General features: G+C 71.6%; 20 protein-coding genes and 1 pseudogene. 9 read left to right on the top strand and 12 right to left on the bottom strand.

All coding sequences use genetic code 11. The features are described from left to right. A partial coding sequence (locus ACYVD5_RS26460) for a PH domain-containing protein (protein ID WP_461003871.1) occupies positions 1–1,255 on the bottom strand: 1,255 nt, incomplete at its 3' end. Beyond that, entirely contained in the window at positions 1,252–1,803 is a 552-nt protein-coding gene (locus ACYVD5_RS26455) for a PH domain-containing protein (protein WP_461003870.1), read from the bottom strand. The genes ACYVD5_RS26455 and ACYVD5_RS26460, both read right to left, overlap by 4 nt. Before the next feature lie 114 nt (positions 1,804–1,917). On the opposite strand from ACYVD5_RS26455, the gene ACYVD5_RS26450 reads away from it, so the two are divergent. Together ACYVD5_RS26450 and ACYVD5_RS26445 are read left to right on the top strand one after the other, a co-directional pair. Then, positions 1,918–2,838: an SPFH domain-containing protein gene (locus ACYVD5_RS26450; protein WP_461003869.1), complete on the top strand. Its 921-nt coding sequence runs from the start codon at positions 1,918–1,920 to the stop codon at positions 2,836–2,838. An 18-nt stretch (positions 2,839–2,856) separates the two neighbouring features. After that, positions 2,857–3,081 (top strand): annotated as a pseudogene (locus ACYVD5_RS26445) (type II toxin-antitoxin system antitoxin); the annotation flags it as partial. 277 nt (positions 3,082–3,358) lie between these two features. On the opposite strand, the gene ACYVD5_RS26440 reads toward ACYVD5_RS26445, so the two are convergent. Both ACYVD5_RS26440 and ACYVD5_RS26435 read right to left on the bottom strand, forming a co-directional pair. Further along, positions 3,359–5,122 (bottom strand): class I adenylate-forming enzyme family protein, encoded by a 1,764-nt coding sequence (locus tag ACYVD5_RS26440; protein ID WP_461003868.1) that lies wholly within the window; start codon positions 5,120–5,122, stop codon positions 3,359–3,361. Positions 5,123–5,241: 119 nt separating this feature from the next. Next, entirely contained in the window at positions 5,242–6,333 is a 1,092-nt protein-coding gene (locus tag ACYVD5_RS26435; RefSeq protein WP_461003867.1) for a zinc-binding dehydrogenase, read from the bottom strand. 214 nt (positions 6,334–6,547) lie between these two features. Between ACYVD5_RS26435 and ACYVD5_RS26430 the strand changes: the two genes are divergently transcribed. The 3 genes from ACYVD5_RS26430 (at position 6,548) to ACYVD5_RS26420 (ending at position 9,403) form a co-directional block, all read left to right on the top strand. Continuing rightward, complete coding sequence (locus ACYVD5_RS26430; protein WP_461003866.1) at positions 6,548–7,180, top strand: TetR/AcrR family transcriptional regulator; 633 nt, start codon at positions 6,548–6,550, stop codon at positions 7,178–7,180. Between the two features lie 148 nt (positions 7,181–7,328). Then, positions 7,329–9,125 (top strand): thiamine pyrophosphate-requiring protein, encoded by a 1,797-nt coding sequence (locus tag ACYVD5_RS26425; protein ID WP_461003865.1) that lies wholly within the window; start codon positions 7,329–7,331, stop codon positions 9,123–9,125. Between the two features lie 59 nt (positions 9,126–9,184). Beyond that, positions 9,185–9,403, top strand: a complete 219-nt coding sequence (locus tag ACYVD5_RS26420) for a hypothetical protein (protein ID WP_461003864.1) — start codon at positions 9,185–9,187, stop codon at positions 9,401–9,403. A 100-nt stretch (positions 9,404–9,503) separates the two neighbouring features. On the opposite strand, the gene ACYVD5_RS26415 is transcribed toward ACYVD5_RS26420, so the two are convergent. Further along, the gene (locus ACYVD5_RS26415) at positions 9,504–9,971 is read right to left on the bottom strand and encodes a hypothetical protein (RefSeq protein WP_461003863.1); all 468 of its coding nucleotides are present in this window, start codon (positions 9,969–9,971) and stop codon (positions 9,504–9,506) included. 370 nt (positions 9,972–10,341) lie between these two features. On the opposite strand from ACYVD5_RS26415, the gene ACYVD5_RS26410 reads away from it, so the two are divergent. The 3 genes from ACYVD5_RS26410 to ACYVD5_RS26400 all read left to right on the top strand — a co-directional run bounded on the left by ACYVD5_RS26410 (position 10,342) and on the right by ACYVD5_RS26400 (position 14,694). Further along, positions 10,342–11,658 (top strand): GAF domain-containing protein, encoded by a 1,317-nt coding sequence (locus tag ACYVD5_RS26410; RefSeq protein ID WP_461003862.1) that lies wholly within the window; start codon positions 10,342–10,344, stop codon positions 11,656–11,658. 803 nt (positions 11,659–12,461) lie between these two features. Continuing rightward, positions 12,462–13,694: an aminotransferase-like domain-containing protein gene (locus ACYVD5_RS26405; protein WP_461003872.1), complete on the top strand. Its 1,233-nt coding sequence runs from the start codon at positions 12,462–12,464 to the stop codon at positions 13,692–13,694. 49 nt (positions 13,695–13,743) lie between these two features. After that, the gene (locus ACYVD5_RS26400; RefSeq protein WP_461003861.1) at positions 13,744–14,694 is read left to right on the top strand and encodes a D-alanine--D-alanine ligase family protein; all 951 of its coding nucleotides are present in this window, start codon (positions 13,744–13,746) and stop codon (positions 14,692–14,694) included. A 127-nt stretch (positions 14,695–14,821) separates the two neighbouring features. On the opposite strand, the gene ACYVD5_RS26395 is transcribed toward ACYVD5_RS26400, so the two are convergent. From ACYVD5_RS26395 to ACYVD5_RS26365, 7 genes are all read right to left on the bottom strand, one after another. After that, on the bottom strand, positions 14,822–15,856 hold the full coding sequence (locus ACYVD5_RS26395; protein WP_461003860.1) for a TerC family protein: 1,035 nt from the start codon (positions 15,854–15,856) through the stop codon (positions 14,822–14,824). Between the two features lie 79 nt (positions 15,857–15,935). Then, positions 15,936–16,502 carry a hypothetical protein gene (locus tag ACYVD5_RS26390; protein ID WP_461003859.1) on the bottom strand — a complete coding sequence of 189 codons (567 nt, stop codon included), beginning with the start codon at positions 16,500–16,502 and terminating at the stop codon, positions 15,936–15,938. Beyond that, complete coding sequence (locus tag ACYVD5_RS26385; RefSeq protein ID WP_461003858.1) at positions 16,502–18,103, bottom strand: Nramp family divalent metal transporter; 1,602 nt, start codon at positions 18,101–18,103, stop codon at positions 16,502–16,504. The genes ACYVD5_RS26390 and ACYVD5_RS26385 overlap by 1 nt, the downstream gene beginning before the upstream one ends. 212 nt (positions 18,104–18,315) lie before the next feature. Then, entirely contained in the window at positions 18,316–20,457 is a 2,142-nt protein-coding gene (locus tag ACYVD5_RS26380) for an acetate--CoA ligase family protein (RefSeq protein ID WP_461003857.1), read from the bottom strand. 4 nt (positions 20,458–20,461) lie between these two features. Continuing rightward, a complete protein-coding gene (gene frc / locus ACYVD5_RS26375) occupies positions 20,462–21,691 on the bottom strand; it encodes a formyl-CoA transferase (protein WP_461003856.1) in 1,230 nt (409 codons plus the stop codon). 16 nt (positions 21,692–21,707) lie between these two features. Next, on the bottom strand, positions 21,708–23,396 hold the full coding sequence (locus ACYVD5_RS26370; RefSeq protein WP_461003855.1) for a thiamine pyrophosphate-binding protein: 1,689 nt from the start codon (positions 23,394–23,396) through the stop codon (positions 21,708–21,710). A gap of 75 nt (positions 23,397–23,471) precedes the next feature. Next, a complete protein-coding gene (locus ACYVD5_RS26365; protein ID WP_461003854.1) occupies positions 23,472–24,845 on the bottom strand; it encodes an MFS transporter in 1,374 nt (457 codons plus the stop codon). A gap of 277 nt (positions 24,846–25,122) precedes the next feature. Between ACYVD5_RS26365 and ACYVD5_RS26360 the strand changes: the two genes are divergently transcribed. Next, positions 25,123–25,892 (top strand): ATP-grasp domain-containing protein (locus tag ACYVD5_RS26360; protein WP_461003853.1); only part of this gene is annotated, 770 nt, incomplete at its 3' end.

The following is a 25,892-nucleotide window of genomic DNA, read 5'->3' as shown; positions in this document are numbered from 1 at the left end:
CGCCTGCGGCCGCCGCGGCCAGCGCGGCGGTACCCAGCAGAGCGCGGGTGATCCGCCGCCGCAGCGCCGCGCCCGGGTGCGGCCGCAGCGCCGCGCCTGTCGGCGGTTCGGGTTCTCGCGCGGCGTCGGCGCTCAGCTGCAGCGCCCGCGCCCGCGGCATGTCCGGCGACAGCGCGCTGCGCGACACCGGGCCGCCGTTCTGGGCGTCGGAGCCCAACCCGGTGGCCACCGCTCGCACCCGCGCGCCGCCGACCCAGCGCAGCGGCGCGGGCTCGCGGAGTTCGACGCCCCGCAGCCGCCGCTCCTCCAGCGACAGCGATGTGTTGGTGACCAGCCCGCGGCGCAGCCGCAGCGTGCCGTCGGGCTCGCGGTCGAGGCGGTAGCCCCACCACGCCTCGACCTGCACGGCGGTCGCCGCGGCGGCCCCGATCAGCAGCATGGCCGCGGCGGTGCCGCACAGGACCGCCAGCGGTTGCGCGATGAACTGGTGGTAGGCGGCGGCGACCGCGGCGTTCGCCCGCTCACGGCCGAACAAGCTGAGCACGTTGAAGGCGGTTCCGACGGCGCCCGCGCCGAGGAGGGGAGTTGCGATGGACGCCGATGCGAAGCCGAACCATACCGGGCGCAGCCGCGCCAGCTCGCGGCCGGTGTAGGGGAGGTGGGCGCTGCTGCCGCTGGCAAACCCGCCGCCATCGTCACCACCGCCGCTGCCGGCCGGCCGCGTGCGGCGCAGCAGCAGTTCGCCGCGCAGTCGGCCGCCTTCGGCGCGGGTGATGTAGGAGAGACGGACGTCGCCCCCTCCGGATCCGGCGTTCTGGCCGGTGCCGATCGCAACGCTGCACAGCCCGAAGGGCCGCAGCCAGACCGGTACGGACACGTCCACGCTGCGGATGCGGTCGCGCGGTACTGAGCGGCGCTCGGCCACCAGGATGCCGCTGCGGACCTCCAGGCGCTCATCGGTGACACGGTAGCGTGACCGGCTCCAACGCAGTGCCTCCGTACCTGTGAGCGCCGCTGTGCCCAGCGCGCCGCCGGCGATGGTCAGCGCTCCCCAAGGAAGGAAGACGCCGTTCAGGCCGGTCAACACGGCCCCGATGGCGGCAGCGGGGACGAGGAACACGGCCAGCACCATGGCTGCCGGCACCATCGTGAGCGGGCTGAGCCGCTGCCAGCCGGCGGTGCCGGGCGCGGTGTCAGGCTCGGTGCCGCCGCCGTTGCGGGCGTCCGCCCCGATGCCGGGTGCCTCTGTACTCATGTGGCGTCTCCCGCCGTGCTGTGCGTGGCTTCGGTCAGTTCGGCGGCGACGCGTTCGGCGCGTTCGCCGTCGAGCCCCGCGATGGTCAGCGGCCCGGCCGCCGAGGCCGTGGTGACGGTGACATCGGCGAGGCCGAACAGGCGCTGGAGCGGGCCGCGGTGGGTGTCGACCGTCTGGATGCGCGACATCGGCGCCACGCGCCACTCCTGCCATAGCCACCCGGCGGCGGTGTAGACGGCGGTGCCGGTGACCTCCCAGCGGTGTACGCGGAAGCGCCACAGGGGCACGGCGACCGCGGCGACCGCGCCGGCGGCGCCCAGCGCGGCGGCGGACGACCAGAGCGCGGCGCCGACGGCCGGGGGCGCGGACACCACCATCGGGACGAGCAGGGCGGCGAGTGCGGGCGCGGCTGCGGCGGGCACGGCCGCCAGCAGTGCACGCAGGCTCCACCAGCCGATGGCGCGGCGCTCCACCCGGTGCCGCGGCGGCCGCAGTGCCGACGCGGACGGGGACGGGGATGGGGATGCGGCGGGTCTGGTGAGTGTCATGGGGCCGAGTCCCTCCTTAAGGGGCGATGTTGGGCGATGCGGTGATGCGGTACCTAAAAAGTGATATCACAATGCTATAGTGAAGCAATCGCTGATTGAAGGAAAGGGCCGCACATGAACTCCGACACCGCCACATCCGGCATCCGCGGGCAGATGCCGGTGCCCAAGTACCGGGAACGCTCCGCTTCGCAGCTGCCCGGAATCCCGATGGCGGCCGTGTGCCTGGTCCTGCTGCTCGCCGCGGCCGCCCTGCTCGTCCCCGCGCTCTCCGCGGTCTCGGTGCCGATGATCATCGCGGCTTCGGTGCTCGCACTCGCCGCGGTGGTGGTGGCGTCCGGGTTGACCGTCGTCGCGCCGAACCAAGCCCGCGTCCTGCAGTTCCTCGGCCGCTACGTCGGCACCCTGCGCACCGACGGCCTGCGCTGGGTCAACCCGCTGACCAGCCGCAAGGTCGTCTCCACCCGCATCCGCAACCACGAGACCTCGGTGCTGAAGGTCAACGACGCCGGCGGCAGCCCGATCGAGATCGCCGCGGTAGTGGTCTGGCAGGTTGAGGACAGCGCGCGTGCGGTCTTCGAGGTCGACGACTTCGTCGAGTTCGTCTCCATCCAGACCGAGACCGCGGTGCGCCACATCGCCGGCGACTACTCCTACGACGCGTCGCCGGAGGAGTCGATGTCGCTGCGCGACAACGCAGCCGACGTCACCGAGCGCCTCTCGGCGGAGGTTTCCGAACGAGTGGAGTCGGCGGGCGTGCGCATCATGGAGTCGCGCATCACCCACCTCGCCTACGCTCAAGAGATCGCCCAGGCCATGTTGCAGCGCCAGCAGGCCGGCGCCGTCGTCGCCGCCCGCCGGCAGATCGTCGAGGGTGCGGTGGGCATGGTCGATACGGCCCTGCAGCGGCTGGCCGACCGCGACGTGATCGATTTCGACGAGGAGCGCAAGGCGGCGATGGTCAGCAATCTGCTAGTGGTGCTGTGCTCGGACCGCCCTGCGACCCCGGTCGTCAACACCGGAACGCTTTACCAATAGGGAAACGCCTGTATCACCGTGGCTGAGCGGAAGAAGATCCTGCTCCGGCTCGACCCGGCCGTGCACGACGCGCTGGCTCGGTGGGCCGGCGATGAACTGCGCAGCACCAACGCCCAGATCGAGTTCCTTCTGCGCCGGGCACTCACCGACGCGGGCCGCATGCCCGGCAACTCCAAAGGCATCGCCCGCCGCGGCCGCCCGCCCAAGCACGCGGTGGAGCAGGACGGGCAGGGCGAGCCGGAAAAGCCGGATGAGCAGGCCCGGCAGGCCGAGCGGGACGGCCAGGGCGAGCAGGACGAGCGGACTGCCGCGCCGGACGGGGACGGCCGGGCAGACCGACCCGACGCCGGCTCCGCCCCGGACACGCAACCGCCCGGGGCGGAGCCGCCGAGCACGGCTTAGCGGGCCGCGGGGCCGACCGCCCGGCCGCACGGGCGGATCCCGGACTCCGCTCCGGTACCGGCCCGCATCCGGTGCCCGCCGGGCGGGCCGACCCGCCCCGCCCGGCGGGCACCACGCGTCACCCTTGCTGATCGGCGGGCGACCAGCCGCAGTCCTGTTTCAGCCGCTTCTTCAGCAGCTTGCCCGCAGCGTTGCGCGGCAGGTCCTCGGTCGCGATGCGGATCCGGGCGGGGATCTTGAACGGCGCCACCCGCGGTTTGAGGAACTCCACCAGCTCCTCCTCGGTGAGCCGGGCCCCCGAGATGAGCCGCACCACCGCGCCCACCTCCTCACCGAGGACCTCGTCGGGCACCCCCACCACCGCCACCTCGCCCACAGCGGGGTGCTCGTGGACGGCCGCCTCCACCTCGGCGCAGTAGACGTTCTCGCCGCCGCGGATGATCATGTCGGTTGCGCGGTCGACGATGTAGAGGAAGCCCTCCTCGTCCAGCCGCCCCAGGTCGCCGGTGCGTAGCCAGCCATCGGTGAATGTGGCCGCCGTGGCTTCGGGGCGCTGCCAGTAGCCGTGCACGACGCCCGGCCCCCTGATCCACACCTCGCCGACCTCGCCGGGCGGCAGCTCCTGTTCGGCGGCGCCGACCACCTTGATGTCGAACGGGGCCACCGGCAGCCCGGCGCTGTCGGGCCGCAGCAGGTAGTCGCTGCCCCCGTTGACCGTGGCAATGGCCGAGCACTCGGTCAGTCCGTACCCTTGGCCCAGCATCAGGTCGTGCATTCTGCCGCGGGTGCGCGAAACCAGGGCGGGGGCGGCGGGCGCGCCGCCGGAGGCGAGCTGCATCAGGCTGGTCAGGTCGTGGTCGTCCAGCCGGGGTGAGGCCGTCATCTGCGAGATCATCGCCGGTACCGCGGTGATGGCGGTGACCCGTTCGCGTTCGATGAGCCGCAGCGCCTCCTCGGGGTCCCACTTGTACATCAGCACCAGGGTGCCGCCGTTGGCCAGTGCCGGCAGCATGACCGTCTGGGCGCCGGTGGCGTGGAACAGCGGCAGCACGCACAGCACCACCGCCGGCGGCAGCGAGTCGGCGTAAGCCTGGACCTCCTCCATCTCCATGCCTGTCCGCATCAGTGTGCGGAACCGCGAGTAGGCACTGGAGACGATGTTGGTGGTCAGGTTGCGGTGCGAGCCGATCGCGCCCTTGGGCCGCCCGGTGGTGCCGGAGGTGTAGAACAGCGTGCACGGTTCGTCGGGATCCAGCTCGGCCGGCGGCAGGTGCGGGTCGGCGGAGGCGGCGCCCTCCAGTACCGCCTCCCAGGTGCGCGCGCCGGCGGGCGGTTCGGCGGTGCGCACGGCGATCAGCGCGGGTTCCAGCCGCTCCAGCGCCTCACCCAGCCGTTCGATGCGCTCGCGGTCGGCCACCAGTACCTTTGCCCCGCTGTCGGAGAGCCCGAATTCCAGTTCCGGGCCGCTCCACCAGGAGTTCAGCGGAACGGCGATCGCACCGATGCTGGTGGCGGCGAAGTAGGCGACCACCCACTCGGGGTAGTTGCGCATGGCGATTGCCACGCGGTCGCCCTTGGTGACGCCGTAGTCGTCGGTGAAGCGGCGGGCGAGGGCCGCGGTGTGCCGGTGGAACTCGGCGTAGGTCAGCCGCTCGTCGCCGTAGACCAGCGCCGGGGTCCGGCCGTGGCCGGGCGCCGCGTCCATGATGGCGCGCATGTGCGCCGGCGCGTGTTTCCACACCCGGGTGGCGACGCCGTTGATCTCGGCGGTCTGCACCTCGAAAGGCCCGCCGCCGACCAGCAGTTGCGCGGTCACCGCCGCAAGCGGGCGGATGGGACGGGCGATTCCGGTTTCGGCTGCCGGCCGCTCTTGTTCTGCCACGTTCACTCCCCACATTCGATCGACGATTCGGGTCGTCCGGGTCCGGTCGGCGGTCCGGTCCGGGCGCATCGGTCGGCGCATCGGCTGCCGGCCCGCGATCCGGTCCGCGCCGCCGCGGGTCAGCCGAACCGGATGAGGGTGCGCCCTCCCTTGCCGTCGCGCATCCGCTGGAACGCGTCGGGCAGCCCGTCCAGACCGACCTCGTCGGTGACCATCGTGGCCAAGTCCAGCCCGCCCTGGCGGGAGTGGGCGGCGACGATGGGAATGTCGCGGTCGGGGTCGCAGGAGCCGTAAAAGCACCCGCGCAGGGTCCGGGCGGAGTGGAAGATCTCCAGCGCGCTGAACTGGACGGCGTCCTCCAGGGCACCGGCACCGACCACCGTGACCGCGCCGCCGCGCCGGCTGATCTCCCAGGCTGTGCGGATGGTGGTGCTGGAGCCCACCACCTCGAAGGCGTGGTCGGCCCCGCGCCCGCCGGTCAGCGAGCGGGCCTCGCGGACGAGGCCGTCGCCGGCCGCCAGGAAGTGGGTGGCGCCCAGCGCCAGTGCGAGCTCCCGTTTGGCGGCGGAGGCGTCCACGGCGATGACGGGATCGGCGCCGGCCAAGGCAGCGGCCTGCAACGCCGCCAGCCCTACGCCGCCCAGTCCGATCACCGCCGCGGACTGGCCGGGGCGCACTCCGGCGGTGTTGGTGACCGCTCCCCACCCGGTGAGCACGGCGCAGCCCAGCAGGGCGGCGGCGCCGGGGTCGATCCCCTCGGGCAGGGGTACCACGCCGCTGACCGGAACCACGGTCGCCTCGGCGAAGGCGGCCGTGCCCAGGCCCGGATAGACCGCCGTACCGTCGGCGAGTGCGCCGTAGGGCTGCTGGGCCGCGTCGAGGCCGTGTTCGCACAGGTACGGCTCGCCGTTGGTGCAGAACCAGCAGGCGCGGCACGGCGGTGTCCAGTTCAGCACCACGGGCGAACCCGGTTCGACGGCGGTGACCCCGGGGCCGACCGCCTCGACGGTGCCGGAGCCCTCGTGCCCCAGTACGGAGGGCATCGCCTGCGGCAGCACCCCGTTGGCCAGGGACAGGTCGGAGTGGCAGACGCCCGCGGCGGCAAGCCGCACCCGCACCTGCCCGGGACCGGGATCGCGGAGGGCGACCTGTTCGATGCGGGGCGGTTCCTCCGGCCCGGTGAAGACGGCGGCGTCGACGGTGGTGGTCATGAACGGCCCTCCGAGTGATCCCGGTTACATCCAGAATTTACGCGCGACAGTACAAGACCGACCGGTCGGTCTTCTAGGGGGGTAGCCGGGTTCCCCGGTCAGCGCCGCGGGGACGCGGCCCGCCGCGGTGCGGACCCGCGCGGCGGGGCGGATCGCCGCCACCGCCGGTCTTCGGCGGACCCCGGCGCCCCCGGGGGATCGATAGGGTCGGGGCGTGGTCAGCAAACAGCAGCGTCTGCCGCGCGAGGTGCGCGAGCGGCAGATGATCGACGCCGCGGTACGTGTCTTCTCCCATTCCGGTTACCACACCGCCAGCGTCGAGGAGATCGCCGAGGCGGCCGGTATTTCCAAGCCGATGGTTTACATCTACCTCGGCTCCAAAGAGCGGTTGTTCACCGCCTGCATCCACCGCGAAGCCGACCGCGTGGTCGAGGCGGTGCGCAGTGCCGTGCACTCCGGCGAACCGCCGGAGCTGGGCCTGTGGTCGGGGCTGCGGGTCTTCTTCCGCTTCGTCGCCGACAACCGCGACAGCTGGGCGGTGCTCTACCAGCAGGCGCGGACCCAGGGCGAACCGTTCTCCAAGGAGGTCGGCGCCGCCCGCAGCCGGGTCATCGACGAGATCACCGGCATGGTGGTCGCCGGTACCCGCCTGCCCGGCGGCGAGCGGATCATCGCCGAGCGCGACGCCGAGATCCTCGCCCGCATCGCCATTGGTGCGGCCGACTCCCTCAGCGAATGGCTGCTGGAGTATCCCGACGAAAGCGCCGACAGCCTCGTCGACCGGGTGACCAACCTGGCGCTGGTCGGGGTGGAACGCTACAACACCGGCGACATCTCCCCGTCCTAACGCCGCCGCGGCCGGTGCGACCCGGTCCGGCGGTGCGTCCGCCCTCCCGCCCCTGCCGCGCCGGCGGGGCCGCACGTTTGCCCGCGGGCCCCAAGGGCAGCGGCCCGCCGAGGCAAGGGACGACGGGCCGCGACGAAGGGGAGACGACGTGAGTCAGACTGTGGCCAACCACCTGTTGCAGCGCCTGCGGGGTTGGGGGGTCGAGCAGATCTTCGGCTACCCGGGCGACGGGATCAACGGCATCATCGCCGAACTCGGGCAGGCCGAGGGGCCGCACTTCGTGCAGAGCCGCCACGAGGAGATGTCGGCGTTCGAGGCCGTCGGCTACGCCAAGTTCAGCGGCAACCTGGGCGTGTGCATGGCCACGAGCGGTCCGGGCGCCATCCACCTGCTCAACGGGCTCTACGACGCCAAGCTCGACCACGTGCCCGTGGTCGCGATCGTCGGCCAGGTCCACCGCACGGGGATGGGCGGCAGTATCCAGCAAGAGGTGGACCTGCACTCGCTGTACAAGGACGTTGCGGGCGCCTATGTGCAAACCGCGATGGTGCCCCAGCAGTTCCCCAACCTGATCGACCGCGCTATCCGCACCGCGCTCTCGGAGCGCTGCCCCACCGCCGTCATCATCCCCGCCGACCTGCAGGAGACCGACTACAGCCCGCCCGAGCACGAGTTCAAGCACGTGCCCTCCAGCAGACCCGGGCTGAGCCGGGCGCGGTCGGTGCCGTCCGAGGACGAGGTGCAGCGTGCGGCCGATGTCATCAACGCGGGCGAGAAGACCGCGATCCTGATCGGCCAGGGCGCCCGCGGCGCAACCGACGAGGTCGTCGAGCTCGCCGAGGCGACGCGCGGCGGCGTGGCCAAGGCGCTGCTGGGCAAGGACGTCCTCGACGACGAGCATCCCTTTGTCACCGGCTCCATCGGGCTGCTGGGCACCCGGCCGACCTGGGAGATGCTGCGCGACTGCGACACCTTCGTCATCGTCGGGTCCAACGTGCCCTATGCCCAGCACTACCCGCCGTTCGGCAAGCGGGCGGTGCAGATCGACATCGATCCGCACATGATCGGGCTGCGCTACCCCACCGAGGTCAACCTCGTCGGCGACGCCGCAGAGACGCTGCGCCGGCTCGTATCGAAGGTGCGCGTCCGCAAGGGCGACAAGGGCCCCGACCGCTGGCGCGAGGGCATTGAGAAGAGCGTGCGCGACTGGTGGGAGTCCATGGACCAGCAGGCCCATGTGCCCGCCGACCCGGTCAACCCGATGCTCATCTTCAACGAGCTGTCGCCGCGGCTGCCCGACAACGTGATGGTCACCTCGGATTCGGGTTCGGCGGCCAACTGGTACGCGCGCCACCTGCGTTTCAAGAGCGGCATGCGCGGATCGCTGTCGGGGACGCTGGCCACCATGGGCTGCGGCGTGCCCTACGCCATCGGCGCGAAGTTCGCCCACCCCGACCGGCCGGCGATCGCGCTGGTCGGCGACGGCGCCATGCAGATGAACGGGATGGCCGAACTGGCCACCATCCGCCGTTACGCCCAGGAGTGGCGCGATCCCAGATTGATCGTCTGCGTGCTGCACAACAACGACCTCAACCAGGTCACCTGGGAGCTGCGGGCGATGGGCGGCTCACCCAAGACACCCTACAGCCAGGACCTGCCCTCGATCTCCTATGCCGGTTTCGCCAAGTCCATCGGCCTGGAGGGCGAGGTGGTCGACACGCCCGACGCCATCGCCTCGGCCTGGGACCGCGCATTCGCCGCCAAGGGGCCGGTCGTGCTCGATGTGCACTGCGACCCCGACATCCCGCCGATCCCGCCCTATGTCGAGATGGACCAGCTCGCCGACACGGCCAAGGCGCTGGCCTCGGGCGACCCCGACGGTTTCGAGCTGATGACCAAGGGGCTGCGCACCAAGCTGCAGGAGTTCACCTCGTCGCGCCGCTGAGGCCGACCGGCCCAGCACCGCCGCGGGCCGCGGCCCCGGCACGCAACAGGAGGACGCCGATGACCGGACAAAACCGGCGGGAGCAGGAACAGGACCGAAGCGAGGACGGTGAGCCCGGCCGGGACGCGCCCTTGGCCGACCGCAGACCCGGCCAGGGCGCCCGCCCGGCGCCCGGCGAGGACATCGCCGGCGAGCGCGAGCCCTCGCCCACCGACCCGGCCTCCTACGACCCGGATGAGGAGGGCGACGAGCCTCCCGAGTATCCGACGCGCGCGTGAGCCGCGGCCCGGCCGGACCGGGCGCGGCAGCCGCGGACGGGCGCGCTCGGGGCGACCACCGGGACGTGCCGCCGCGCCGGTCGGCCCCGGTGGCCGCCGCCTAATCCCCTTGGCCGCCCCCGGCATCCGGTGACGAGTCGGCGCCGGATTCGGCCTCGCGCGGCTCGCAGTTGAAGCAGTTCATCCGGAACACCTCCTCGCCGCCGGCCTTGCCGGTGAAGGCGCCGGGCAGTCCTTCGTCGGGCTTGGGCTGGGCGGCGACGGTGGCCGGGTCGATCCGGCCGCGGAATCGGAGTTCGCGGTCGTCGTCGCTGCTGCCGTTGCACACCACCACCAGTCGGTCGGGGCCGCGCTTGCGGCTGCGGCAGGCCAGGTTGCCCTCGACCGGGTGGCCTTCGCGTTCGAACGCCTGCTCGGCCTCGGGGCGCAGCAGTACCGCCGAAAGCTCGCCGGTGGCGGCGCGCAGTGTCCGCACCTCCTCGGAGGGCCCCGCTGTGCAGCCGCCCAGCGCGAGTACGCCGGCGAGCAGCAGCACAGCCGCCCCGGTCCGGGTGGCCGCACGGGCCATGGTCCGCCTCCCTCCGCTGCCGCGGCCGGCTGGGGCCGCGGCTTCAGGTTGCCTACTCTGCGTCCACTATTGCGCACTCTGCGCGTCCGTGTGACCGGTACCACGGGACCGCGTATCCAAGAGACCGCCAAATTCCACCCAACCCGTCCGATGCGGCACGCGGGTGCCTGAAGGGTGGGCGGACGCCGCGGCGTCGGCGGCGTGCGTATCAGCGGTCGTACTCGGAGTACATCCGTTGTTCCGTAGGCAGGTCGTGCTTTCGGCGCACGAGTGCATTCCGTGTCGGCGTTCCGGTTGCCGCCTCCCGCAGGGCGCACAAGGATGGCAGCACCGGAAACATCGTGGAACAGCCAGGTCAACGGGGGGCGCAATGGCGCAGCCGTACTTGGATACCGCAGTGCCCGCAGGCGCGGACCCAGGGGAGTACGCGCGCAAACTGCGCCGCGTGCACGAGGCCGTCCTGGCCGGCAACCCGCCGCCCGCCGGGCTGCGTCCGGTCATCGCCGACTCCTGGGAGCGGGTGCGCAGGTGCCGCATCGACCCCGACGCCGGGCGGCCGGTGCCGGTCCTGCGCCGCGAAGAGCTCCAGTCCCACCGCTCCGCTTCGCCGCTGGCCGATCTGCTGCCCATGCTGCGCGACGCGCTCATGGCGGTCGCCGACGACGCCTCGCACTTCATGGCGGTCTCCGACGCGAAAAGCCGCCTGCTCTGGCGCGACGGGCCCATGCCGATGCTGCGCCTGGCCGACGCCCTTGGAGCGGTCGAGGGGACGCAGTGGAACGAGGACGTGGCGGGTACCAACGCCGTGGGTACCGCGCTTGCAGTGGACCGCCCGCTGCAGGTCTACTCCGCCGAGCACTACGTCCGCGGCCTGCACAACATCCACTGCGCCGCCGCCCCGGTGCACGATCCGCGCAACGGGCGCGCGCTGGGCACGGTCTGTGTGAGCGGCCCGGCGCGCACCGTGCACCCGGCCACGCTGGCGCTGATCAGAGTCGTCGCCCAGCACGCCGAGTCGCAGCTGCGCGGATGGCACCACGCGCACCTGGAGCGGCTTCGCGCGGTGGCGGCCCCGCTGCTCGCCGGGATGCGGGAGAGCGCGCTGGTCGTCGACGCCGATGGGTGGACCGCCGCGGCGGTGCAGAACGACCCGCCCCGCCGAGTGCCGCTGCCCCGCAACCTGGAGGGCGGCACGTTCTGGTTGCCGGCCCTCGGGCAGTGCCGGGTGGAGCCGCTGCCGGGCGGATGGCTGCTGCGGCCCGGCGGCGGCGAGGCCGCGTCGGCCACCGAGGTGGTGCTCGACCTCACCGACCCGGCCGGTCCGCAGATGACCGTGACCAGCCCCAGCGGCACGTGGACGTGCCGGCTGACACTGCGCCACTGCGAGTTGCTGTTCCTGCTGTCGCGCTCTCGCGAGGGATGCAGCGCGGCCCAGCTCGCGGTCGACCTGTTCGGCGACCCCGAGCGGCTGGTGACGGTCCGGGCGGAGATGTCGCGCCTGCGCCGCCGCCTCGGCGGGGTGGTCGAGAGCCGCCCCTACCGTTTCACCGAAGGGTTCCGGGTGAGCGTCCGCGCGCCGGAGGATGCCGCCGACCTGCTGCCCGCCTCGAATGCGCCTGGTATCCGGCGCGCCCGCGCCGAGCCCGGCCCGGGCGGCGCTGCGGCGGAAGCCCCGCTGCCGGGATGAGCGCAGCGGCCCGGCCCGCCGGCCTGCGCGGTCGGTGGCGGGATACGGCTGCTACCGGCCTGAAGTAGGCGCAGGCGTTTCGTACCCCGATGGTGTGTGCACCGGTGGTTCGCCCGGATCGGGACTTGTGGCTCCGGAGAGTAGTTGTGTTGCAACGTCGTGCAACCTTTGCGGGTGCGGCTGGTGATGCAGTTGGCTGGGGGCACGCAGGCGACGGCCCGCAAGAACCACGTCCGCCCGTGCCCGTGCCTTGAGGGGGGTACCGGGTCCGATCACGCGGGGCGGACCTTCCAGAGCGGCGGCCCGGGACGGGTGGGGGAGCCCGTCCGGGCCGCCGCCCTATGCGCCCCGGTGCCTTCCCCGTCGGCGCAACGATCGCTCCAGGATTCGGCAAAACGCGGACTGCCGCGCTGGTCCCTGCGGGCATCACGGCTGTAGCGGGCGGCGGCCGCCGCCCGCACCCGCAGGGCGTGCAGCGCTCAACCGAGGGCGGTCGGCACTCGGCTCGCCGGTCGGCATAAACTGGGCCGGGACCGACCGGCCTGCGGCGCCTGCCTGCCCACCGCAATGACCCGCGGCGGCGGCGCGCGTGTGCCTGGAGCGGCTCATGCGATCCGCGTGAACCGATCCCGCCGCCCCGGCGTCTCATCGGCAACAAGCCGGGCAGCAGGCCCAGCAAGGCATCCCGTCCCAGCCAGCGGAGGTGGATCGTGCAGGATCCCCGAGAACCCCACCGGCAGCCCTCGGTCCAGGGCTCGCGCATCGACCCTTATGTCGGCAGCTACGCAGCACGCGCCCAGGGCATGGTGGCATCGGAGGTCCGGGCACTGTTCGCCGTCGCCTCGCGTCCCGAGGTGGTCTCGCTGGCCGGCGGCATGCCCAACGTCGGCGCGCTGCCGATGGACGACATCGCCCACATAGTGCAGCAGGTCGTCGCCGAACAGGGCAGTACCGCGCTGCAGTACGGTTCCGCCCAGGGCGACCCCGTCCTGCGTGAGCACATCTGCGATGTCATGGCCGAAGAGGACATCGACGCCGCCGCCGACGACGTCATCGTGACCGTCGGATCGCAGCAGGCCCTCGACCTGGTCACCCGGGTCTTCGTCGACCCCGGCGACATCGTGTTGTGCGAGGCCCCCACCTACGTCACCGCCATCAACACCTTTGCCGCGTTCCAGGCCGACATCCGCCACGTCGGGATGGACGGCGACGGCGTGGTCCCCGAGGCCCTGGACGAAGCGCTGACCCGCCTGGCCGCCGAGGGCCGCCGGGTCAAGTTCTTCTACACCATCCCCAACTTCCAGAACCCCGCCGGCGTCACCCTTTCGGCCGAGCGACGCGACCGGGTACTGGAGATCTGCCGCCGCCACGGCCTGCTGGTCCTGGAGGACAACCCCTATGGGCTGCTGCGCTACGACGGCGAGGCGGTGGCGCCGTTACGTTCCAAGGCCCCCGACAACGTCATCTACCTCGGCTCGTTCTCCAAGACCCTCTCGCCGGGCTTCCGCATCGGCTGGGCGCTGGCGCCCCCGGCGGTGCGCGCGAAACTGGTGCTGGCGGCCGAGTCGGCCATGCTCAGCCACTCCACCTTCAACCAGATGGTGGTGCGCAGCTACCTGGCCTCCTACGCCTGGCGCGAGCAGATCAAGGACTTCAACGAGATGTACCGGGAGCGCCGCGACGCCATGCTCGGCGCCCTCGACACGCTCATGCCCGCCGGCACCACCTGGACCCGCCCCGACGGCGGCTTCTTCGTGTGGGTCACCCTGCCCGAGGGCCTCGACGCCAAGGCCATGCTGCCGCGGGCGGTCAACGAGCGGGTCGCCTACGTGCCCGGCACCGGCTTCTACGCCTCCGACCAGGGCCGCCGCAACATGCGGCTGTCGTTCTGCTACCCCGCCTGCGACCAGATCCGCGAGGGCGTGCGGCGGCTCGTGGGCGTCATCGAGGGCGAAACCGAGCTGCGTGATACGTTCGGCGGCATGTCGCCGCCCGGGGCGCAGGGCGACGGCTCCCCCTTCCCCGATCTCCCCTGAGTAGAGCGGGACCAGCTCAGTGACACCAGCGCAGCAGGAAGGCAGGACCGTGGCCGATCTGGACCGGGTACTCGTACTGGCGGGCGGGATGTCGCCCGAACACGAGGTCAGCCTGCGTTCGGGGCGGCGCGTGGCCGAATCGCTGCGCCGCCTGGGCGTTGAGGTGCAGACCGCCGACATCGACGCCGCCCTGCTGGATCGGCTCGCCGCCGATCCGCCCCAAGCGGTGTTCCCGGTGCTGCACGGCGCCTCCGGCGAGGACGGCGCCACCGCCGAGATCCTCCAGCTGTGCGGGCTGCCGTTTGTGGGTGCCCCGCCGGATGCCTGCCGGCGGGCCTTTGCCAAGCCCACCGCCAAGGCCCTGGTGGCCCGGCAGGGAGTCGCGGTCGCCCGCGGGGTGACCCTGCCCAAGACCGCGTTTTCCGACCTCGGTGCGCCGGCGCTGCTGGAGCGCGTGGTCGCCCGGCTCGGGCTGCCCTTGTTCGTCAAGCCCGACCAGGGCGGCTCGGCGTTCGGCGCCACCCCGGTCGACTCGATGGAGGCGCTGTCGGCGGCGATGGTCAGCTGCTTCGCCTACGGCGACCGCGCGGTGATCGAGGAGCGGATCGCGGGCACCGAGGTCGCGGTGGGCGTCCTGGACCTGGGCGAGGGCCCCTTTGCCCTGCCGCTGGTCGAGATCGTGCCCGATGGCGGCGTCTACGACTACGCGGCCCGCTACACCCCCGGCCGCACCGAGTTTTTCAGCCCCGCTCGGCTGCCGCGCGAGATCGCCGACACCGCGGCTGAGGCCGCGCTCACCGCCCACCGCGCGTTGGGGCTGCGCGACTACTCCCGCACCGACCTGATCGTCGACGCCGAGGGCAGCGTGCGTTTCCTGGAGGTCAACGTCGCCCCGGGGCTGACCGAGACCTCCACGTTCCCGTTGGCGGTCGAGGCCGCCGAGCTGGACTTCGCCCAGGTCTGCCGCGACCTCGCCTTCAACGCCTGGAAGCGCGGCTGAGCCTTCGGAGCCGCAGTGGTCCGGGCCCCTCGCAGGTGCCGCGGCGTTGCGAGGGGCCGGCCCTGCGCCGATCGCGCCGGGATGCCGGCGCAGACACCACCGGCGGCTGCGGGGTGTCCGCGGCGGGTCAGACGGACACCCGCTCGCTCCGGCCGTCGTCGTCCCCGCCGGAGTCGGTGCCGGAATCGGTGCCGGCTGCTGCGGCGGGCTCGGCGGCCGCGGCACGGGCGTCGCGGCGGGACTTGAGCAGGCTGAGCACGGTGGTGGCGGCCAGGGTCACCACGATGACGATCAGCGAGACGCTCGTGGGGATCTCGGGGACGTGCAGTTCGGTGGTCTCGTGGACGGCGTGCAGAATCAGCTTGAGGCCGATGAATCCGAGGATCACCGACAGCCCGTAGCTGAGGTAGACGAGCTTGTCGAGCAGCCCGCCGATGAGGAAGTAGAGCTGGCGCAGGCCCATCAGCGCGAACGCGTTGGCCGTGAAGACAAGGTAGGGCTCCTGGGTGATTCCGAAGATGGCGGGGATGGAGTCCAGGGCGAAGAGGATGTCGGTCATGCCGACGGCGATCATCACCATCAGCATGGGCGTGACCACGCGCTTGCCGTTGACCCGGCTGAACAGGCGGGCCCCGTCGTAGGTGTCGGTGGTGGGCAGCACGCGCCGCACCATCCGCACCGCGGCGTTCTCCTTGTACTCCTCGTCTTCGTCGCCGCCGGCGACCAGTTTCCAGGCGGTGTAGAGGAGGAACGCGCCGAAGACGTAGAAGGCGCCGGCGAAGGCGTTGACCGCCGCCGCGCCCGCGGCGATGAACAGGCCGCGGAACACCAGGGCGAGCGCGATGCCCACCAGTAGCACCCGCTGGCGGTGCTCCCGCGGCACGGAGAAGGAACCCAGGATGAGGATGAACACGAACAGGTTGTCCATGCTCATCGAGTACTCGACGATCCAACCGGTGAAGAAGTCGACGGCTTGGCCGCTGGTGGTGAAGGAGAGCCCGATCCCGAAAGCGATCGCCAGGGATACGTAGACCGCGATCCAGATGCCCGCTTCGCGCATCGACGGTTCATGGGGTCTTCGGGCGATGATGACAAAGTCGAGAGCGATGACACCGAGTAGAACGGCGATCGTCACTCCCCAGACCCAAGGTGCAATATCCAAGTCGGTTCTCCAGTCGGTCGGTGGCACAGGTGTGCCGGTGCCGGGCGCGCGAAACGCCCGGGCACCGGTCTACTACATCTCAGGCACGGTCCCGTCGGCGGCCCTGCCCGCCCGAGGCGCGCCGCTTGTCGATGGCGGCGGCCTGGGCGATGTAGCGCTGCACGAGTTCGGCGGCGAGCGGGTTGTGCTGCTGGATGCGGAGCAGCATGTGCGGGGCCAGCCGCTCGTGCAGCCACAGGAACCCGATGGCGAAGCCGATGCTGAGCAGCGCCTGGAAAGCCAGGAACGACGGCAGCGGTTCGCGCAGCACCTGGTCGCTGCCGAGCACGGTGGCGACCGTGTACTGGTCGACCAGCCGCGCCAGCGGGAAACCGATCAGCCAGTACAGTGCCACCGGCCCGACGGCGCCGACCCCGAACCGGCCTGCGGCCAGCAGCAGGCAGTAGCCCGCCCCCAGCAGCGCCAAGGGGACACCGAGTCCGATGGCGATGGTGGCGATCTGGACGGCGGGCAGACCGGCCAGGCCGGCCACCGAGGCCGCGAAGACACCGGCCACCATGCCGATACCCGCGCCCGGAACGGCGACCTCGGCGTACTGGAGGGCGAGGGGCATGTGCCGCTCGGCGGCGGCGGTCTGGGCGCTCATCAGCTGATCACCACCCCGAAGGCGAACAGGGAGTAGAACAGCATGCCGAGGTAGAACACCGCGGCTCCGGCGATGAGTACGTTGGAGACGATTCCCGGGCGGATGGGTTTGGGCAGGGTGAGGTTGTTGACCAGTAGCAGTGTCACGCAGTACGCACCCATCGCGAACGTCGACAGGAACGCCAGGGTGTCCAGGATCGCGGCCGGGCCGTCGGCGGGGCCGAACAGCAGGACGCCGATGCCGAAGAGGATCACGCCCCACAGGAAGAACGCGTAGATCTTCGACATGCTGAACCGGCGGGCTCCGGGGACGAAGTAGTAGGTCATGTCGGCCTGGCCGCGGGAGAACGAGTCGAACAGGCCGAGGGTGGCGTTGAGGCCGATCAGCGAGATGAACAGGAAGAACACCGTGCCGAAGATGGGGCTTCCGGCAGCGGAGAACGAGGCCGCCATGGCGTCCAGCGCGGCGGACTGCTCACCGTCGCGGATGATGGTGGCCACCTGCGGGTCGAACCGGGCCGACGCCTGGGCCAGCACGGTGAAGGAGATGGTCACCAGCATCGTGATGCCCCAGAAGAGCACGAACGCGTCGAAGGTGACCCACCGGCGCCAGCCTTTCCACTTCGTCAGCTCGGCGGGGTCGTCGGTGTCGAACATGAACCCGCGGGTGGGCATGCTCTCCTGCTCGTCGGCATGGCGCAGCCCGCGGATGCGCGGGATGTGGTGGCCCATGCCGGCGCCCTTGTCGCGCAGGTGCAGGGTGTACCACATCTGCTGCATGCCCGACGGCCCGGCGAAGGCGATGGAACCCACGATGACGGGGAACCACGCCGGGCTCAGCGCTTCCTCGGGCATGTAGCCGAAGGCGAACATGCCGGTGAGGGTGCTGGAGAGGTCGGACAGGCTGCCGACCATGGCCGCTACCACCGAGGTGCCCACGACCAGCAGCCCGATGCAGATGGAGAGGACGTTCTCCAGCAGGTTGTAAATCACCTTGGCCATCGTGAACACGACGCCCACCAGCAGCATGCCGGCGACCGCCGTGGCCTGCCACGGTATGCCGGTCACCTCTTGGAACGCCGATGCGCCGGCCGATAAGTGGCCGGGCCAGACGTAGACGAGCATCGCTGTGACGAAGAAGAACCACATCAGCGGCTTGAACACCCGGGCGGCGCCGAAGAAGATGCTCTCGCCGGTGGCCATCGCATAGCGCGACATCTCCAGCATGACCACGGCCTGCAGCGATACGCCGACCAGGAACAGCCAGCGGATCTCCGGCCCGAAGATCAGGACCAGCCGCGGCCACATGTAGGACTCGCCCATGCCCACGCCCAGGGCGACGAGGAAGACGGTCGGCCCCAGCAGGTGGATCGAGGGCGGAGCCTTGGGCAGGGGGCGGATCGGCATCGGCTCCAGCCGGCCCGCCTTCCAGTAGCGCTCCTCTTGGGGAGCCTCGGCGGTGCCGGACGCGGCGCCGCCGGCTTCATCGGCCGCGGGGCCGCGCTGGGCGGGCACGCGGGTGTCGGGGGTATCAGGGGTATCGGTACTGGTGAGGTCATCACGGCCCAGCGGCCGGTCGGAGTTGGTTTCTGAGGAGTCCATGCGCGGAGTTCTCCCTCGCTGGATCGCGGATGCGGGCAACTGCCCCCTCATGCGCCCCCTGCTGCGGTGAACCTCCTTCGCACGGCCGGTGGGATGGATGTGCGGCTGCCGCTGCGGCGGCACTGGCGGAGGCCGTCGCAGCGGGGAAACCCGGTGGCCGCGTCGTGGCGGCTCAGCAGCCACCGGGTGTGACTCGCGTTACAGGCGTCGGATCAGAGTAGCCCCGCGGCGCGCGCCCAGCGATACTTCGCGCCGAGCACTTGGACAGGCTTTTCGGTGGTGTAGGGGTAGGCGACCACGCCGTGGTCGAACAGGTGGGCGCTGGCCGCCTCGACCTCGGTGTCGCCGGAGAGCGAAGCCACCACGGGCTTGTCGATGCCGGCGGCCCGCGCCTGGCCGACCACATCGGCCACCAGCTCGGCGAAGACCATCGGCGGGGTGACGATGGTGTGCCAGTAGCCCAGGATCAGCGCGTGCACCCGCGGATCCTCCAAGCCCAGCCGGATGGTCTTCTCGTAGGTCGAGGGCGGTTCGCCGCCGGTGATGTCGACCGGGTTGCCGGCCGCGCCGAACGGCGGGATGAAGGCCCGGAAGCCCTCGTCCAGGTCCGGCGGGATATCCATCAGCGACAGCCCGTTGTCGACCACGGCGTCGGAGAGCAGCACCCCCGACCCGCCGGCGCCGGTGATGATGACGATGTTCTCGCCCTTGGGCGTGGGCAGGACGGGCAGCGCCCGGCCGTACTCCAGCAGCTCGCTGAGCCCGGGCGCGCGGACCACGCCTGCCTGGCGCAGGATGTCGTCGTAGACCTTGTCGTCGCCGGCCAGCGCACCGGTGTGCGATCCGGCGGCGCGGGCGCCCGCCGAAGTCCGGCCGGCCTTGAGCACCACCACCGGCTTCTTCGGCACCACCTCGCGGGCGGCGTCGACGAACGCGCGGCCGTCCTTGAGGTCCTCCAGGTGCATCGCGATGGCGTTGGTGTTGTCGTCTTGGCCGAAGAACGCCAGCAGGTCGTCCTCGTCGATGTCGGCCTTGTTGCCCACGCCCACGATCGCCGAGACACCGGTGCTGGTGCTGCGGCTGTAACCCAGGATCGCCATGCCGATCCCGCCGGACTGGGAGGTCAGCGCGGTGCCGCCGGCCACGTCGTAGGGCGTGCAGAAGGTCGCCGACAGGTGCTCGGGCGTGTAGTAGTAGCCGTAGATATTGGGCCCCAGCAGGCGAATCCCGTACCGGCGGGCCACCGCCACCACCTCGTCCTGCAGCTCCACCTCGCCGGTTTCGGCGAAGCCCGAGGGGATCAGCACCGCGCCGGCCACACCCTTGCGGCCGGCCTCCTCCAGCGCCGCCGCCACGAACTTCGCCGGGATGGCGAAGACCGCGACGTCGATGCCGTCGGGCACATCGGCGATGGTGGGGTAGGCGGCGCGGCCGTAGACCTCGTCGGCCTTGGGGTTGATCGGGTAGACCGGACCGGTGTAGCCGCCGTCGACGACGTTGCGGATGACCGAGTTCCCGATCTTGCCGTGCTCGTTGGAGGCGCCGACGATCGCGATGGCACGCGGTTTGAAGATGCGGTTCATCGAGGCGAGGATCTCCTCGCGGGTGAACCGCTGGGGCGGCACGGCCGGTTCGAAGTCGAGGACGAAGCGCAGGTCGGCGGCCACACTGCCCGAAGCTGAGGCGAAGACCGGGTTCAGGTCGGCTTCGGAGATCTCGGGGAAGTCGGTGACCAGGTCGGACAGGCGGGCGATGACGTCGGCCAGGCGGTCGGTGTCGACCGCCTCGCTGCCGCGCACGCCCGAAAGCACCTCGGCGGCCTTGATGTCGCCGATCTGGGCGCGTGCCTCCTCGGCCGAGACGGGGGCCAGGCGGAAGGAGACGTCCTTGAGCACCTCCACCAGGATCCCGCCGAGGCCGAAGACGACGACCTTGCCGAAGGTGGGATCGGTGGTGGCGCCGATGAGGACCTCTTGGCCCCCGCCCACCATCTGCTGCACCTGCACGCCCTCGAGCCTGGCCTCAGGGTTGTAGGCGCGGGCGTTGTCGGTGATGCGCTGGTAGGCGGCCTTGACCTCCTCGGCCGAGGAGAGCCCGACCTCGACGCCGCCGGCGTCGGTCTTGTGCAGGATGTCGGGCGAGACGATCTTGGCGACGACGGGCAGGCCCAGGTCCGCGGCCAGCGAAGCCGCCTCGTCGGCGCTCGCGGCCAGCGCCTCGCCGGGAATGGGGATGCCATAGGCCTCGGCCAGCACGCGGCCTTCGGGGGCGGTCAGCGCGCTGCGGCCCTCGGAGCGGGCCCGGTCGAGCACGGCGCGGACGGCCGCCGGATCGTAGCCGGTTTCCGTTGCCATCTTTTCAGATCACTCCGTTCGTCTTGAGGGCTGCGAGTTCGTCGGGGCTCAGGCCCAGTTCGTCGCCGTAGACCTGGGTGTTGTGCTCGCCGAGCAGGGGGGAGCGGCCGACGTCGGCGGGGGAGTCCGACATCCGCATGGGCAGGCCCACCGTTTTGTAGGTGCCGCGCTCGGGGTGCTCGACGGTGGCGACGATCCCGTTGGCGTTGAGCGTGGGGTCGTCGATGATCTCCCTGGTCGACAGGATCGGCCCGCAGGGGATGTTGTGCTCGTTGAGCGTGGCCAGCACCTCCCACTTGGGCAGGTTCGACGACCACTCCTCGATCAGGCCGAAGGCCTTGTCGAGCTTGTCCAGCCGCGCCTCGGGGGTGGCCCACTCGGGGTCGGCGGCCAATTCGGGGCGGCCGATGATGCGGGTGATGTGCTCCCAGCCGGCCGGTTGGATGATGACGTAGACGTAGTCGTTGGGTCCGCCGGGGGCGGTGCGCACCGCCCAGCCGGGCTGCCCGCCGCCGGAGGCGTTGCCCGAGCGGGGGACCTCGTCGCCGAAGTCGTCGTTGGGGTACTCATTGAGCGGGCCGTGCGCCAGACGCTGCTGGTCGCGCAGCTTGACCCGGCACAGGTTGAGCACCGAGTCCTGCATGGCGACCTCGACGCGCTGACCCCTGCCGGTACTCGTGCGCTGGTACAGTGCCGCGAGGATACCGGCTACTGTATGCATTCCAGTGCCCGAATCACCGATCTGGGCGCCGGTCGCCAGGGGCGGCCCGGTTTCGAACCCCGTGGTGCTCATCGAGCCGCCCATGGCCTGGGCGATGACCTCGTAGGCCTTGTAGTCGGCGTAGGCGCCGGGCCCGAACCCCTTGATGGAGGCATAGATCAGCCGCGGGTTGGCCTCTTGCAGGACCTCCCAGGTGAAGCCCATGCGGTCCAGCGCCCCGGGGGCGAAATTCTCGACCAGTACGTCGCTGCGCTTGACCAGGTCGAGGAAGAGGCTGCGGCCCTCGTCGCTCTTGGTGTTGAGGGTGATGCTGCGCTTGTTGCCGTTGAGCATCGTGAAGTAGAGGCTGTCGACATCGGGGAGGTCGCGCAACTGGCGGCGGGTGATGTCGCCGGTGGGCGCCTCCAGCTTGACCACGTCGGCGCCCAGCCAGCCCAGGATCTGGGTGGCCGAGGGGCCGGACTGCACGTGGGTCATGTCCAGGACGCGGACCCCGTCAAGTGCCTTGCTCATGCGGATCCTCCACCGCCTACTTGTACATGGTCTGGTTCATGGTCCCGGGCGCGTAGACCTCGGGATCGACCCAGACGTTGATCAGCGAGGGCTTGCCGGACTCGCGGGCGCGGCGCAGCGCCGGCCCGATCTCGCCGGGTTCGTGCACCTCCTCGCCGTAGCCGCCCAGCATCTTGGCGAACTCCGAGTAGCGCACATCGCCCAGCGTGTTGCCGATCTCGCCGCGGTCGGCGCCGTACTTGGCGATCTGGCCGTAGCGGATCTGGTTCATCGAGGAGTTGTTGCCGATGATCCCGATGAAGGGCATGTTGAAGCGGACCAGGGTCTCGAAGTCCCAGCCGGTGAGGCTGAAGGCGCCGTCGCCGAACAGCGCGACGACCTCCTTGTCGGGCCGGGCGTACTTGGTGGCCATCACGAAGGGGATGCCCACGCCCAGGGTGCCCAGGGGGCCGGGGTCCAGCCAGTGGCCGGGCGACTTGGGCTGGACCACCTGGCCGGAGAAGGTGACGATGTCGCCGCCGTCGCCGATGTAGATGGAGTCCTCGGTGAGGAAGTCGTTGATCTCCGAGACCAGCCGGTAGGGGTGGATGGGCGAGGCGTCGGAGGCCAGCAGCGGGGCCCGCTTCTCCAGCGCCTTGTTCTCGACCGAGCGCAGTTCCTCCAGCCACGTCTTGCGGCCTTCGGCCCCGTTGTCGCCGTAGGCCGACGTGGCCTGCAGCACCGAGGACAGGACCACATCGGCGTCGCCGACGATGCCCAGGTCGATGTCGCGGTTCTTGCCGACCGTGGCGTAGGAGAGGTCGATCTGCACCACGGTGGCGTCGGTCGACAGCCGCTTGCCGTAGCCCATGCGGAAGTCGAAGGGGGTGCCGACGATGATGATCAGGTCGGAGGAGCCGAACGCGTGCCGCCGGGAGAGCTGGAAGTGGTGCGGGTCGCCGGGCGGCAGGGTGCCGCGGCCCGCGCCGTTCATGAACGCCGGGACGTTGAGCGTGCGCACCAGTTCGGTGGCCGACTCGGTGGCCCGGGTGGTCCACACCTGGTTGCCCAGCAGGATGCTGGGGCGCTCGGCGCGCACGAGCAGTTCGGCCAGGCGCTCGATGTCGGCCGGGTCGCCGCCCTGGCGGGTGGAGGCGCGGTAGCGGCCGGCCTGGGGCACGCGGGCCGAGTCGACCGGCACCGAGGCGTCGAGGATGTCGCGCGGGATTTCCAGGAAGGAGGGGCCGGGGGCGCCGTTGAGGGATTCGCGGAACGCCATGGACACGAGGTCGGCCACCCGCTCGGTGTGCGGGACGGTGGCGGCGAATTTGGAGATGGGGCCGATCATGTCGACGTGCGGCAGGTCTTGCAGCGACCCCATTTTGTGCTGGCTCAGCGCGCCCTGCCCGCCGATGACCAGCAGCGGGCTCTCGGCGCGGTAGGCGTTGGCGATACCGGTGACGGCGTCGGTGGTGCCGGGGCCGGCGGTGACCACCGCGCAGCCGGGTTTGCCGGTGACCCGCGCGTAGCCGTCGGCCGCGTGGGCGGCCACCTGCTCGTGGCGGACGTCGATGACGTCGATTCCCTCGTCCGCGCAGCCGTCGTAGATGTCGATGATGTGGCCGCCGCAGAGTGTGAAGACCACGTCGATCCCCTCGGCCTTGAGGGCCTTGGCCACCAGGTGGCCGCCGGAGATCGTGGTGTCGCCACCCTTGTCGTCAGTCATCAGAGCACACATCTCCTTTTTGTGGATACTGCATACCGTATGGTTTCCATTGCTACACGACCCCTCGTTCGGTGTCTAGAGCGGAAGCGTGCGAATGGGCACGGGGCGCCGCAGCCGGGCGGCGACCGCGGCCGCGGCCAGCCCCGCTGCACCGGCGGCGACCAGGCACGCGAGCGGACCCGGCTGCGGGGCGAGTGCGATCAGGGCCGCCGCGCCGCCCACGCCCAGCAGCCCGCCCAGCGCCTTGGCGCTGTAGACGAGGCCGGGGATGTCGGCGCTGTCGCGGCTGCCGAAGAAGTCCTGGGCCAGGGTGCGGGTGAGCGGATAGCAGCAGCCCCCGCCGATGCCCGCGGGCAGGCCCATCAGCACCAGGCCCGCCGCCGATCCCGCCAGCGCGGCGGCGGCCAGACCGAACTGGGCGGCGCCGCCGGCGGCCAGGGCGGCGACGAGGATGCGCCGCCGCCCCACGCGCTCGCCCCAGCGCCCGGCCGCGGCGCGGCCCAGCCCGCTGGAGACCACCAGCACCGCCAGCGCCGCGGCAGCCGCCGGGGGCGGTAGGCCTTGCCCGGCCAGCAGCAGCGGCAGCACCGCCGCATCGACCAGCGCGGCGGCACCGGCCAGTGCCACCACCGCGTGCAGACCGGGCAGGGCGCCGCTGCGCCAGGCTTGGGCGGGGGTGTGGTCGTAGCAGGCGACGGGCTGGCCGCGGCGGCGCAGCGCCCAGTCGCGCGGGTCGGTCTCGGGCGGCCACCACCGGCTGGGCGGTGTGCGCAGCCGCCAACCCGCCGCTGTCACGGCAGCGGCCAGCACCGCGCCCGCCCACGGGGCGGCGGCCAGATGGGCCGGATCGGCCAGTGCCAGTGCCGCGGCCGCCGGTGCCGCGCCCAGCGCGAACCCGGCGCCGGCCCACACGGCGTGGGTGGCGGGGCGTTCGGGGTACCAGGCCGCGACCACGTGGACCCCGGAGTGGTAGACGAGTCCGGCCCCCAGGCCGCCGGCCAGGCCGTAGCCCGCCAGCACCCAGCCCAGATCGGTGCTGAGTCCGAGGGCGGCCAGTGCGGCGCCGCACAGCAGGGCGCCGGCCACGATGGCGCGGTCGGGGCCGAGCAACCCGCGCTCGCGCAGCCGCGCGATCGGCCAGGCGCTGCCACCCTGGACCAGGGCCCACACGGCGAACGGCAGCAGTGCGGCGGCCGGGCTCCAGCCGTTGGCGGCCATCAGCAGCGGGACCGCGGCCCCGTAGCCGAACTGCAGGGGGCCGATCGCGGCAACCGCCGCGACGGCGCGGGCCGCCGGCACCAGGCGGGCGGTTCCGGCGAGTTCCCGGGCCGGGCGGCCCACGGTGTAGCGCCGCCCGCTCCAGTCGTGCAGTTCCCCGGCGCGGGGAGCGGGAATGTAGGGGGATTGCAGGTGGCCCGGTGGGGCCGCGGCGGGGGGAGGGTGGTTCATGGGCACCTCGCAACCGATTGAGCGTATACAGTATGCGCCGCTTGATCGGTTCTGAGAAGAGGGTGCGGAGCCCTTTTCCGGGCCCGCTGCGAACATCGCATGTCACACGCAGTTGTGTGCGGCTGACCCGCTGCCGTCCGGCGTGCGCCCGGCGCTCATTCCGCCCACTTGTCCGGCCGGTGGTATTGCATACTGCATACGATCTCGCGTATCACAGTGGGAGTAGTGCGAGCGAGGACGGGTCCGACACGACACACAGCGATGCCGAGGAGGCTCGGTGGACCTATACGAGTACGAAGCCAAGCAGTTGTTCGGAGACCACGACGTGCCGCTGGCCGAGCGGCAACTGGCCACCACCCCCGAGCAGGCCGCCTTCAGCGCGGCCCGCCTGGGCGGCCGCGTGGTCGTCAAAGCACAGGTCAAGACCGGTGGCCGCGGCAAGGCCGGCGGCGTCAAGGTCGCCGACGGCCCCGAGGACGCCCGGGCCAAGGCCGAGCAGATCCTCGGGATGGACATCAAGGGCCACACGGTCGGCCGGGTCCTGGTCGAGGAGGCCAGCGACATCGCCGAGGAGTACTACGTCTCCTTCCTGCTGGACCGGGCCAACCGGAGCTTCCTGTCGATCTGCTCGGCCGAGGGCGGCGTCGAGATCGAAGAGGTCGCCGCGAACCGGCCCGAGGCCGTCGTGCGCACCCCCGTCGACGCGCTGAACGGGCTCGACCGCGAAACGGCCCTGGCCATATGCGCAAAGGCGGGCCTGCCCGCGGACGTCCACCCGCCCGCCGCGGCGGTCCTGCAGCGGCTGTGGGAGGTCGCCCGCCACGAGGACGCCACCCTGGTCGAGGTCAATCCGCTGGTACGCACCGCCGACAACCGCATCCTCGCCCTGGACGGCAAGGTCACCCTCGACGACAACGCCCTGGAACGCCACCCCGAGCGCCTCCCCTTCCACGAGTCCGGCTCCGGCGGCTCCCTGGAGGCCGCCGCCAAGGAGAAGGGGCTGAATTACGTCAAGTTGGACGGGCAGGTCGGCATCATCGGTAACGG

This window comes from Streptomonospora sediminis, from assembly GCF_054778995.1.
The sequence above is the reverse complement of the archived record's forward strand: the minus strand, read 5'-3'. Positions and strand labels throughout refer to the sequence as shown.